10 protein-coding genes are annotated in these 12469 nt (G+C 57.2%); 6 read left to right on the forward strand and 4 right to left on the reverse strand.

All coding sequences use genetic code 11. From position 1 onward, the window contains the following. Nucleotides 1-157 precede the first annotated feature (157 nt). From ACFC2Y_RS14660 to ACFC2Y_RS14675, 4 genes are all read left to right on the forward strand, one after another. Complete coding sequence (locus ACFC2Y_RS14660; RefSeq protein WP_375176055.1) at nucleotides 158-394, forward strand: BrnT family toxin; 237 nt, start codon at nucleotides 158-160, stop codon at nucleotides 392-394. 1036 nt (nucleotides 395-1430) lie between these two features. Next, the gene (locus ACFC2Y_RS14665; RefSeq protein WP_375176056.1) at nucleotides 1431-2321 is read left to right on the forward strand and encodes a sce7726 family protein; all 891 of its coding nucleotides are present in this window, start codon (nucleotides 1431-1433) and stop codon (nucleotides 2319-2321) included. Between the two features lie 7 nt (nucleotides 2322-2328). Continuing rightward, nucleotides 2329-3264, forward strand: coding sequence for a sce7725 family protein (locus ACFC2Y_RS14670; RefSeq protein WP_375176057.1), 936 nt, complete (start codon nucleotides 2329-2331; stop codon nucleotides 3262-3264). A gap of 5 nt (nucleotides 3265-3269) precedes the next feature. Further along, entirely contained in the window at nucleotides 3270-4301 is a 1032-nt protein-coding gene (locus ACFC2Y_RS14675) for an RES family NAD+ phosphorylase (protein WP_375176058.1), read from the forward strand. 96 nt (nucleotides 4302-4397) lie between these two features. Here ACFC2Y_RS14675 and ACFC2Y_RS14680 read toward each other — a convergent pair whose 3' ends face one another. From ACFC2Y_RS14680 to ACFC2Y_RS14695, 4 genes are all read right to left on the reverse strand, one after another. Further along, on the reverse strand, nucleotides 4398-5870 hold the full coding sequence (locus ACFC2Y_RS14680; protein WP_375176059.1) for an N-6 DNA methylase: 1473 nt from the start codon (nucleotides 5868-5870) through the stop codon (nucleotides 4398-4400). 73 nt (nucleotides 5871-5943) lie between these two features. Beyond that, nucleotides 5944-6783 (reverse strand): hypothetical protein, encoded by an 840-nt coding sequence (locus ACFC2Y_RS14685; RefSeq protein ID WP_375176060.1) that lies wholly within the window; start codon nucleotides 6781-6783, stop codon nucleotides 5944-5946. Next, entirely contained in the window at nucleotides 6780-8354 is a 1575-nt protein-coding gene (locus ACFC2Y_RS14690; RefSeq protein ID WP_375176061.1) for a hypothetical protein, read from the reverse strand. Before ACFC2Y_RS14690 ends, ACFC2Y_RS14685 begins: the two co-directional genes overlap by 4 nt. After that, complete coding sequence (locus ACFC2Y_RS14695; protein ID WP_375176062.1) at nucleotides 8351-10924, reverse strand: DEAD/DEAH box helicase family protein; 2574 nt, start codon at nucleotides 10922-10924, stop codon at nucleotides 8351-8353. Before ACFC2Y_RS14695 ends, ACFC2Y_RS14690 begins: the two co-directional genes overlap by 4 nt. A gap of 560 nt (nucleotides 10925-11484) precedes the next feature. On the opposite strand from ACFC2Y_RS14695, the gene ACFC2Y_RS14700 reads away from it, so the two are divergent. Beyond that, a complete protein-coding gene (locus ACFC2Y_RS14700; RefSeq protein ID WP_375176063.1) occupies nucleotides 11485-11841 on the forward strand; it encodes a hypothetical protein in 357 nt (118 codons plus the stop codon). Further along, on the forward strand, nucleotides 11831-12232 hold the full coding sequence (locus tag ACFC2Y_RS14705; RefSeq protein WP_375176064.1) for a hypothetical protein: 402 nt from the start codon (nucleotides 11831-11833) through the stop codon (nucleotides 12230-12232). The genes ACFC2Y_RS14700 and ACFC2Y_RS14705 overlap by 11 nt, the downstream gene beginning before the upstream one ends. Nucleotides 12233-12469: the final 237 nt, after the last annotated feature.

Here is a 12469-nt window from a genome sequence, read left to right on the forward strand (position 1 = left end):
GAACCGCTCAAAGAACGCCCACTCCTCGTCCGACATCAGGTCTCGTGCCAAGCTGGTCTCCATCGCAGATATCAGCTTGAATCACGATTAGTCCGCCCTGTGAATCCTTTTTGTCAACACTACCTAAGTGAACACAGAATGGGACTAACAGAAGCGATTGAAGACCCTGAGCGAGCGAGGCCTCGATTTCGCCGATCTTCAATACGCTGATTGGACCGAGGCCCTGACCGTCGAAGACAGCCGCGATCAATATGGTGAAATTCGCTATGTCAGCCTGGTCCCACTCGATGCGCGGCTCTGCGTGGTGGCGTGGTGTTGGCGCGGCGGGAACATGCGGATCATCAGCCTTCGGAAGGCCAATGCAAGAGAGGTACGGATATATGACCAAAGCTGAGCCATACATCGGATCGGACGGAGAGGTCCGCGAACTAGACGATGCTTTCGCCAAAAAGGCAAAACGCGGGCGTCCCGCTCTGCCCGCAAAGGACAGGAAAGTCCGAATGAACTTCATGATTGATCCGGACCTCGCCGCTGCGCTTGAAGACCATGGCAACAAGAGCGCGGTCGTGAACGACGCGCTTCGAAAGGCGCTATCCTGACGCATCCTCACCGGCAATCTAGACGGGGCGTCCAACTCCCGAGATGCAGACCGGCTCGCCGTAGCCCGCCCCCCTTCCCGCGCCCGATATGGGGGATTTTTGGGCATCTGAACCTCCAAAACCCGGCGTTTGGCAAGGAAGTTGTTGGAAATGCTCTGTTCGTAAGGGGGCGATTTTCCCTATTTTACCGCGTTTAGCGGACGTTTCGGGAAATCCCATGGTGCCCCCAAGTGTAGAAACATTGAACTCAGTGCGTGAGGTGTTGGTCGGGTGGCAACGAGTTCTCCAAGCTCTCCCGGGAGAACTGTGGAGCATGAGGGGATGAGGAAAAAGTCCAAAGTTCCTCAAGGCCTCACCGAGGTTGGCGCCGAGGCACGACAGGTCGTTTTTCCCTGAGCGGTCGTTCGATTGAGGACCGATTTTTTCGCCCTCGCGAGCGCTCGCGTCATAACTTTTTCCGTGGGAGGACGTGGCCAAAACTGATGGGGCGAGAAGTGGCTGATCGACAACGTGAGAAGATTCGCGGATCACCTTCTTCACTCATTGCTGCGCGTCGTGCGGGGGTGTGCACAGCCAGCCGGAAGAGCATCGAGCCAGTTGCAACACCTTCGCTCGGGCAAAGGTACGCTGCTGGCCCGGGGTCGCCAGGACAGTGGTGGGCAGCGTGATCTTGAGCGCTCAAAGCCGCAACAGCTGCAAGCGGTTGGGCTTGCTCGGGAGAGCCCCATCGCCCTTCCGGACCTAATCGGTTAAAAACTCGATTCCTAAGCGCGACGCTTTACGCTAACAAGTGAATGCGTTGACGACGCAAGGACAGGTTTCGGTAGAAGAATGACAGTCAACAGCACAGCGCATCTTTCTGCCCTAACGCGGCTGTTTTCAGCAACGGTATACCGTGAAATGGCGAAGAAGGGCCGATCCGGCTTGTTCCGTCGACTCATCGAGCAGACCGATCTTGTCCAACTTGTGGATTCACGGGCATCGGTCGGCGACACCTTCGATTTTGCATTCGATATCTTGAAAGTTGCGGGACACAGGGACGAATACGTCTATCGAGCCGCTATCAGTCACAAGGTGTTGATGGGAAAGCATTCATTACGAACCGCGTCGATGCTCAATGAGTTTCGTACCGGTGCCTGCAAGGCGGATCTTGTAATCCTCAATGGCACTTCAACCGTCTATGAAATTAAGTCGGAGCGGGATTCGCTCGCGCGCCTCGCAAACCAGGTCGAGAACTACAAGCGCGTGTTTGCGAAAGTAAACGTTATTGCAAGCGAGAACCATATCGACGGCGTGATGGCGACGGTTCCAGATGACGTGGGGGTGATGTGCCTCTCAAAGCGCTATCAGATCAAGACTGTGCGCGAAGCGCTTGAGTGCCCGGAGCGGATCTGCCCGGTCACTGTTCTCGAATCCCTGCGCAGCGCCGAAGCCGACGCGATCCTGAGGGCAATGGGCATCGATGTTCCCAACGTCCCCAATACTCAGCGTCACACCGCGATGCGTGGTCTCTTCGCCGCGCTTGATCCTGGAGCGCTTCATGTCGAAATGGTTCGGACCCTCAAGCGAACGCGTGATCTCGCACCACTTAGCTGTCTCGTTGATCGTCTGCCAGCATCCTTGCACGCTGCGGCACTGTCAGTATCGGTGCGGCGAGCTGACCATCAGAGACTGATCGACGCCGCCGAAACTCCGCTAAATTCGGCCTTGGCTTGGAGCTAAACGGCGTATGTACCATCCATATTTCCGCGGCAAGCAATTCGAACTGATAACGATCCGTGAAATGGCGCCTTTGCTCGCCGAGAAGAACTTCGTGCCCGTGATCGAACCGGTGCGCGAGTCTCTCGGCGGCCTGAAGAAGGCTTTGAATGCAGTATGCATCGCCGGAGGACGTGCGATCGTAATCGTGAACCCCTTCCATGGTGATCATCAGGAAGACGGGGCAAGCCTTACCGGCCTCTTTGAAAACGACTTTTGCGGCTACGACAATATTGCCGCCGGGATACTTCTGCGTAGCGACATGACCATCGAGGAAGTGATGGCTTGTTATGTCGATCATGCAGAGCATAGTCCCGTTCTGATCCACGCCGGCTTCACAGCGCCGAAGGAGCTGGTGGCGAAACTCGCAGACGATATGCCTAACCTCATAAACGTTTTCGTCGAGGATCATGCCAAGCTGCTCTATCGGAAACACTTCGTTCAAAGCACGCGTATTCTTCTACGCGACGGCTTCAAGAGGCAAAGAAATGCTGACTATCCAGTGATGGAGGAATTTTCCGATCTTCATGTCACGTATGCTGAACTCGGTATGGCCGGCTTCGGTGATTTTCTGACAGTCGGCGATGTCTATAGTGAGGGCGGAGGTCCGGCCTACGCAGTCGCGATCCATCTTACTTTTATTGATCCGGATAAAGATGAGGTTATGTATGTTTATCACTTCGTTTCGGATACAAAGGACACTCCCACCGATCCTGCCGGAAAGTTTGCCCAAGCTTTAGCGAAGCTGATCGCGAAATTGGACAGTGGAACCTCTAACATCCTTGAGACAGAAGCGATCCAAGAATTTCGTGACCTCCACGCCAAAGGCCATTTCCCGGGCCTCGGCTACATCAAGAAGCTCTCGATGAAACACCACATCGAAACGCTTGCCGACTATGTGACTTGATTCTCATGGCTCAGCGCTTTTGCTGCCCGGAGTGTTTTGATGATCGCGAATTGCGCAATCATCTCTTTCCGTCTCTCGATCCGGATCGTGGCACGTGTGATTTCTGTGGAACAACCGACACCCAACTCGTGGCTCCGGAGAAGCTTGCGGATTACTTCGAGCCGTTGGTCAATGTCTATGAACTGAGCGAAGACGGGAAGTCCCTCGTCGAGTGGATGAAGGAAGACTGGCAGCTCTTCACGCATCCACGCATGGATATGGCCAACGCTAAGGACTTGCTGGGTGAGATCCTTGACGACGGTGAGATTGTCCGTAACGACTTCGCCCCCTCGGCCACCTATTTCAGCGAAGGACTCGCGCGGTGGGACGAGCTTCGTGACGAACTGATGTACGCCAATCGATGGTTCCTTGACGTTGAGATTGACCGAGAGCGTCTCCGACAACTGCTCGAAATGCTATTGGCTCCGCCGTTGCCCTCCAAATGGTATCGAGCGCGCATTTGCGCTGAAGGTGTGGTCTTTGAGATTGAGAGTATGGGCACACCACCGAAGCGGCTGTCGTCTCATGGGCGAGCCAATCCGGCCGGTATCCCATATCTATACTTGGGGTCGTTACCCGCTACGGCGGCCGCTGAGATAAGGCCGCATACTGGTCAGCTTGCTTGCGTTGCTGACTTTGAGGTTCCCGAAATCAAAGCTGTGGACTTGCGCAACCCACGCAAACTTGTCTCTCCCTTTATCCTTAACGATCCGAGTTCGATCGGCCAGCTCCGTGCAGACTTACCGCTCCTTGAGCGATTGGGAGAGGAATTGACTCGACCAGTTCAGCCAGCGGGAGCGGCGATCGACTACATTCCGAGCCAATACCTTTGCGAGTTTATCAAAAAGAGTGGTTTCGACGGCGTGGTTTATAGTAGCTCCGTCAGCGACGGCTTCAATTTGGCGCTATTCGATCCGGATTTAGCAAACGGGGGCGCGGTGGTGCTCTACAACGTGTCCAAGGTTTCCGTTGAGGTAGCCCCAGCGCAAATATGTTGAACTCAAGCCGCGGCCAAGGGCGGCGAACGCCTTTAGGAGGTTTTGGAAGTCACATTATTCATGAGGCCATAGATATTCATGAGGCCATAGATCTACTTAGTGGTCACCAACAGCCTCAAAGCTTTGTAAGGCCGACCGAAGGTTCTCCATGATTTCCTCTGCCAGCAGCTCGGGCTCCGGCAGGTTCTCAACGTTGGTCATAGAGGCGTCGCGTAGCCAGAAAAGATCGAGGCTGGCCTTGTCACGGGCCAGTAGTTCCTCCCGGTCGTAGGGGCGCCAGCGTCCGTTAGGACTTTCTTCTGCCCACGTCGGGCGGCGCTCGTGGCGGTTGTCAGGATTGTAGCAAGATACAAATTCCGCGAGATGCGCGTATGTCAGTGGCTTCTGCTTTAAGGTGTGATGCACGTTTGTCCGATAATCATAATACCAAACCTTGGAGGTCTGCGGATCGGGGCTTGCGGCCCGGTTATCGAAGAATATCACATTCGCCTTGACGCCCTGCGCATAGAAGATTCCCGTGGGCAAGCGGAGAATAGTATGTAAGTCTGTTGTTTGCAGCAGCTTGCGTCGGATGGTTTCTCCCGCGCCGCCTTCGAAAAGAACATTGTCGGGCACGACCACGGCAGCGCGGCCGGTCGTTTTCAGCATTGTCCGGATGTGCTGAACGAAATTCAGCTGCTTGTTCGATGTAGTGGCCCAGAAATCCTGCCGATTGTAGGTCAGGTCGTCGGTTTCTTGCTCGCCTTCGGCGTTGGTGAAGCTCATGGAGCTCCTTTTACCAAAGGGTGGGTTGGCCAGAACGTAGTCGAAGGTCTCTGATGGCGGCGAAACAAGGGCGTCGGCGGGTGAAACCAGCGTATCTCCGGTCATCTCCCCGATCCCATGCAGAAACATGTTCATCAGGCAAAGGCGCCGCGTCCCAGCGACGATCTCGTTGCCGAAGAAGGTTGAGTGCTTCAGGAACGCCTTTTGGTCCTTGTCGAGCGCACGTTGGTCTGGGTCTGTCAGGAAATCGTGTGCAGCGAGGAAGAAACCGCCGGTGCCGCAAGCCGGATCGGCAATGGTTTTGCCGGGATCGGGGCGAACGCATTCGACCATGGCGCGGATAAGGGCGCGTGGGGTGAAATATTGGCCGGCGCCGGATTTGGTGTCCTCCGCGTTGCGCTCCAGCAGTCCTTCGTAGATGTCGCCTTTCACGTCAGCACCCAGCGTAACCCACTTGGTGCCGTCGACCATGTCGATCAGGCGGAACAGCTTTGCCGGGTCCGTAATCTTGTTTTGAGCCTTGGTGAAAATCTGGCCAAGCATGCCTGGCTGCTCGCCCAATTTCCGCAATAGCGTGACGTAGTGCGCTTCCAGTTCCGCCCCTCGCCGGGAGGTCAGGCCCGTCCATCCGAAACCCTCTGGGATGCCCACGTCCCGGTTGTAGGGGGGCTTGGCGTACTCGTCTGCCATCTTGAGGAAGATGAGGTAGGTCAGCTGCTCCAGGTAGTCGCCATAGCCGACGCCGTCGTCACGCAACGTGGTGCAGAAACTCCAAACCTTGGAGACGATGGGGGCAGTGTTCATTCTTCTACTCCAAGCCTTTCACGATTGACCGGCGATTACGATGTCTCATGGGATTGAATGCGCATCATACCGACTAAGTCTCGAGGCGCTTCAGCAACCAGCGTGCCGTGACGACCACAAGCTGCAGGCGGAACATAGCGTCGTGCTGCGTGGAGATCCCGGGATGCGCACCATCGGGGTGCAGAAGCTTTGCAAGACCAGGCAAGAAGGATTGCTTGTTTCCGTCCCCGAATTCATGCTTCTCACGTGACAGAAACCCGTGATCCGCAAGCAACTGTCTCTTTTGCAGGCCACTGGCCCGGCTCGCGGCCTCGGTGGGGTAGAGCTTGTCTGAGATCGCATCGGTAAGAGCCTCAAGGAACGTGCGGCACTGACTGTTTGCGGCCTCCCAGTCGGCCTGGGCGATGTTTTCCTTAGCGCTTGCCAAATGGCGCTGCGCTACCGAGAAGCCATTCCTTTCCAGAAGGATATCGACCTCGCTACCGGTCTCGGGAAGTGCCACGAAGCCCGGCATAGCCACCGTGAATCCGGTAACTGTCACCTCGTCGTTGAACATGCCTTGCTTGACGTCTTTAAGCAGAGCGAAGCCATCCAAGTTAAGATAGCGCTCCAACTTTTTCCACTGCTCTGTCCCGACATTTCTCCCGCCAAGGCGGATCGCCTCGCCGATTAAGAGTTCGGAGAGGGTCTTTTCTCCGTAGTCTGTGCGAACCATAAAGGTGGGGTTCTGAGCCGCGAAGTTCTTCAGGTTCAGAAGCGTCTTGGCGATGGAGCCGCCAGCCGGCACAAAGTCCGACAGGCCGTATTCGATCAGAATACTCTCCAAATCGACGTTGGTTTTTATCGCCCCTTCCAGGATGCCACAGGCAGAAATGACGGCGCCTCGACCAATTTTGGGATTGGATTTGGTCATGCCAAAACCCTCCGCCGTTTTGCCTTGGGAGCTTTGGCGCGGTCAGCTTTGATCCGCTCGAGCAAAACTGAGGCGGGTTCATCGTTGGGATCCTGGGTAACGAGGCGGCCGGAGAAGGCTTTTTTCAGGATGGATTGGCGCAGGGCGTCGGCGCGTGTGAGGGCCGCGTCGATCTCGGCCTCAAGCGCGGCGGCGGCTTCGAGTTTTTCGTCGAGGATGCGGACGATTTCGGTTTGTTCGGCAGAGGAGCAGATAGGCACGAGTAGTTCTTCGAGTTCCTTGGCGCTGATGTTGTTCACGCCGCTCGTAGATTTGGCTTTCGCCTCGATCTGCCCTCGAATGTTTGGCTCAATCATCAAGTAAACAAGGTTCTTGGGCAGTAGAGATGTTAAAATGGGGCGGAGCCGTATGAGGTACCCAGCGAAAAGAAAGTCTGTATCCGATCGCCCTACGAGCGCCGGTTTGCCCACTATAGAAAGACTGCCATTGGATCGGACGGTGAGAACGTCCCCTTCCATTAGGCGGTATTGCTCCACTTCGGCATCATCAAAATCAGCGGACTTGAGATCGCTCGCGTCAATTCGCTCGGAGCCGATGTTTGGAATTCTCAGCACTCCCTTCGACCCTGCTTCGTAGCCACACTTCTTCGAAGTGCCGTAGGTCGGGGCATCAATCAGCAGACCGAGCGGCAATTTCGTCCATCCAGGAATACCGATGTCAAGCGCTTCGGCTGCAATGTCCCGAGGTCGCTTCGGCTTTGCCGGTTTCTTGCCTTTCTCGCCATCGGCGCGCCATTCGGCGAAGGCGTCTTGCCAGGCGTCGAGGGCGGCTTTGTAGCGGGAGTCGCGCTCGGCTTGGATGCGGGCAAGGAGGGTTTCGGGGGTTTCCAGTTTGTCGGCGTTCTGCGCGCGCCAGTCGGCGGTGAGGCGGCCTTCGAAGGCGGATTTCAGCAGGGACTTGCGATAGAGGCCGAGGGTGGTGCGCGCCGTTTGCAGGCTCTGGATGCCGGCGTCGATCTCGTCGAACATCGCCTCGATCTTCTCCACGATGCGGCGCTGTTCGTTGATTGGAGGGACAACAACTGGCAGTTGCCCAAACCGGCCGTGCGTCAGGTTTAGGCCACTGTCGTTGATACCTGTCTTCATTGCATCAATGCGCAACTGCGTATCGTGAAGCCGAATGAAATGAGAAAGATAGCGTGCGTCCAACACCGCTGGGTGAGGCCGGAAGCGATACATCTTGCCGGACATCATCAAGCGGGGCCGGGTCTTCTCAACGAGGCATGCAACCCCGCATCGGTTGCGCGGTCCGGCACAGGTCATAAGGACATCGCCGGGCATGATCTCGATCTGAGGGCGTGGGTCCAGCTTATCAGGAAGCGCCTTGTTTTCGTGGGCCCAGAACTCACCGTGTTGGATGGCAGTGGTCTTGACCACGCCCCATTCGTTGTCATCTGCAGGGCGGCTCTCACACTGCGGACTCCAGCCTTGTTGGAAGGGCTTGCCGTTTTCTTGAGGTTCTACGAGTTCAGCAATCTCGGAGGTGATCCAACTGCTCGGGAGTTCCGTCATGCCGACAGTGCCTGATTCATCTCGGTCATGACCTCGTCCATCCCATCGCCAAATAGCGCATACATCTGCCCCATTCCGCCCTTGCCGTCAAAGGGGGCCATTTCCAGATCGTCACGCTCGATGGTAAACGACGTGGCGAGGTGGTCGCGGATCATGCGCAGCCAGTCCATCTGTTCTTCTGTGAATTTCTCGCCCGCGCCAGAGTGGCGGTTCAGAATCCAGTTCTGGAAGTTACGCCGCACCCGCTCGGAATGGCGGGTGAGCGTATCATCCAGTCCGGTAACCCGACGGATCAGCGCCACGAGGGCAGTCAGGCCGCTGGCCGGGTTGCTGCCCTTGTAGTCGTCGAGATGCGCATAGGCGCGCCAGACGGTTAGCGGGGCCAGGCGCGGGCGATCCTCGGTCAGTTTCTTCAGCACCTCCTTGATCATGGAATAGGTGACCTCAGACCGGCGGGCGGGCGTGTTGAAGTAGATCGAGAGTGCCTCGATCTCGTTGCGGTTCTCGGTCAGATACTCCTCGAACTCCTGCGCGATCTGCTTGGCGTTTTCAGCCACGTCGCCCGCCCATTCGGCGCGCAGGAGCGTGTCGAGGTTCTCATGGTCGATGGTCTGTTCGTTGTCGCGGCGGATCGTGTCCATCAGGTTGATGAGCGGGCCGGTGAAGACGTTGGCGGCGTCCTTGATCCGTCTTTCGCGCGCAGTGGTCATGGCGGCATCGTCGGGCTCGGGGTGGCCCGCAGCCTTGGCATCGGCCGCCACCTTGTCGGGGTCGATGGCGTCGAAGAGATCACGCACGATGGCGGTGAGGGAGGTGCCGGCCTCGTTCGTGATCTTCTCCTGATCCTCGGCCCCGAGCTTGTTGTCGAGTCGTGACAGGCGCGCGGCGAGCGAGCTGACGGTTTCCTCGGACCGGTCGCCCATCATCAGCCCCATGGCGAGGTCCTTGAAGGGGATCGAAGGCTTGGTGTCGAGCGGCTGGCTGGCGGTCTTGAGGGATTTGGTGACGCCCACGGCATCGACGATGACGTAATGGGTCTTGGCCTGAGCAGAGGGAGAGACCTTTTTCAGGTCGTCGGGTTTCAGGACACGTGTGCCGCGGCCCTTCATCTGCTCGAAGTAGTTCTTCGACTTCACGTCGCGCATGAAGATCAGGCATTCGAGCGGTTTGACGTCGGTGCCGGTGGCGATCATGTCCACGGTCACGGCGATGCGCGGGTAGTAGTCGTTGCGGAAGGCCGAGAGCGATGACTTCGGGTTCTTCGCGCCGTTGGTGATCTTGCGGCAGAAATCATTCCCCTCGCCGAATTCCTGCCGGACGGTCTGGATGATGTCGTCGGCGTGGCTGTCGGTCTTGGCGAAGATCAGGGTTTTTGGCAGTTCGTTGCGGCCCGGGAAGATCTCGGGCCACTTGTCATGGAAGGTGCGGATCACGGTGCGGATCTGGTCGGGATTCACGACGGAACGGTCAAGCTGTGTGGCGGCGTAGGCCTCGTCTTCGTCCTGTGTCTCCCACCGTTTAGCGCGGGTGTCGCGCTCACGTTTTTCGACCAGTTGTTCTGCCTTGAGCGTCTCACCGCCCTGGGTGATCTCGGTCTCGATCAGGTAGATTTCGTTGCCGACGTTGACCTTGTCGGCGACGGCCTTCTCGTGGGTGTACTCGCTTACGACGTTTTTCTGGAAGAACCCGTAGGTGCGGTTGTCGGGCGTGGCGGTCAGGCCGATCAGGTAGGCGTCGAAATACTCGATGACCTGACGCCAGAGGTTGTAGATCGAGCGATGGCATTCATCGATGACCACAACGTCGAAGTATTCTGGCGGCAGCTTGGCGTTGTAGACGACCGGCAGCGGTTCCTTGCGGCGCCATTTTTGCTCGGCCGGGTTTTCGTCCTCGGCGCCTTCGTTCAGCTCCTCGCCCTTGAGCGTGGCGTACATGCGCTGGATCGTCGAGATGACGACCTGGCTGTCGTTCGCGATGGAGGGCGAGGTGAGGCGCTGGACGTTGTAGAGCTCGGTGAACTTCCGGTTGTCGTCGTTCGGGATGAAGGCCATGAATTCCTGCTCGGCCTGTTCACCGAGGTTTTTGGTGTCGACGAGGAACAGGATGCGGCGCGCGCCGGCGTGTTTGAGTAGCCTGTAGACTTGCGTTATCGCCGTAAAGGTCTTGCCCGAGCCGGTGGCCATCTGGACGAGGGCGCGGGGCTTGTCGGATTTGAGCGAGGTCTCGAGGTTCGTGATCGCCTTGATCTGGCAGTCGCGCAGGCCGTCCGAGTTGAGACCCGGCAGGGCTGCGATGCCCGCGCGAAGGCTCTTTGGGGCCTGTGCCCATGACTTGAGGGTTTCGGGGCGGTGAAAGGTGAAAACCTCGCGCGATCTCGGATTGGGATCGCGTGCATTGGTAAACCGGGTGACCTGGCCTGTGCTCTCGTAGAGGAAGGGGAGCGGTTCGGCATTGGTGACCCATTTCAGCTTCGCATTGGCGTAGCCCTCGGATTGCTCCTCGACCGAGGTCAGGCGTACCCCCCAGTTGTCGGGCTTGGCTTCGACCACGCCGACAGCCTGTCTGTCCACGAAGAGGACGTAGTCGGCGGGTCCGATGTCTGTCTGATACTCGCGAACCGCCACCCCCAAGCCGGCATTAAAATCAAGCGCGTCCTTGTCCTGAACGTACCAACCGGCCGCCCTGAGACGATCATCGATCCGGTCACGGGCGAGCTGCTCGGGGGATTGATTGAGACCAAGAGACAAGTTGTCGTTCACTTCATTATTGCGGTCTTCTGGATACTGAGGGTCGAAGAAGCGGAATGCAAATTGTTGCTGATGGTGGTGTGGCCGGCCCTTCACGTCGTTGAACCCGAAGACTCAGCGACGGGGCGAAGCAATATACTCGGTCGAATACCTTCGAATTCATCGACCGCCGACGTCACCCCCCCTCAAAAAAGCTGCTGACACGAAAAAAGTTCTTCGCCTTTGCGTGGCTCGGCCAATGTTCTCCCTATCAGCACCGGGAAGACGGAGAAGAGCACACTTATAGGAGAACGCGAATACCCGAACAACCTTCGCCATGCCGCACTCATGAAGCCGAAGAATAGGCACCAAGCCGAGTTCTCGCATGAAAAGGAGGTTCCCACATGCTCAACACTTTCAACGCCAACGCCAACGCCGACCAGGCAGCCTACGACAGGATACGGGATACAGAAACGCATCTGCGTCGTCATGGCCGCGGTCTCTGCGACCTTCTCGATGCCCTCGATGCTCCCGGAGGCTTCGACGCTCTCTGCGAACTTCATGGTTTCTTCGGGACCCAGCACCCGAACGCCGACGAAATCGCTGAGGCGCTTGCCGAGATCGAACGTGCGCTGGAGGCGCAGACTGCATCCGCAGCGGACAGGATCGCACGGGACTACTGCTTCGATGCATCGTCGGCAATCCGGTGGCATGGAGCGCGGATATCGGAGCTGCGTAGGAGGTTTCAGGATGCAAAGTAAATCCGCGCCTGTATGCCGACTTCAGCTCCAGAAGCAACGTCGACTGAGCGTCTCCCCCAACCATTTCGGATTAGAACAGGACATCTGTGACATCACATTATGGCTGGTGGAAAAATTCAAGGTGCCATCAGTCCATCTCTGGGTCGATCGGCACTACGTGCACGAAGGCCGCCAGATCGCGGGTGTTACTGCGATGATGTTTCATCGAACGCCGAATCGGCTGACGCCTGCTGCGTATGACGCCTTCCGGGCGTTAGGCTACGAGATCGAAGACACCGGCGCAGACATCTACGCACATGAAATATGTGACGGCAAACATTCTCGGCATGAGGCTCTAAAGGCCTTCGGTCGGATCCAAGCGGCGCTAAGATCTTGGCCTCAAAAGACATAGATTTAAGCGCCGCGACACGAGTTGGGGGCGGTCACGGCCGCCCTCATTTCCTCGAAAGCCTGAAGCCTGCTTGACGAAACAAAGAGAGAACGCTAAGCAGGAATTGCAGCAGAAAGGCGGCGCAACGTCGCGCCTTTCACTTCAACGGCCGCAAGAGCCGTAAAACCTTTAATCTTTTGCCTACCGAACGGATATGTTCGGTTTAGGAAGGGTAGCTGCATATGTCGCAAATCGCGA

This window comes from Pseudooceanicola sp. (genome assembly GCF_041987405.1).
GTDB lineage: Bacteria > Pseudomonadota > Alphaproteobacteria > Rhodobacterales > Rhodobacteraceae > Pseudooceanicola.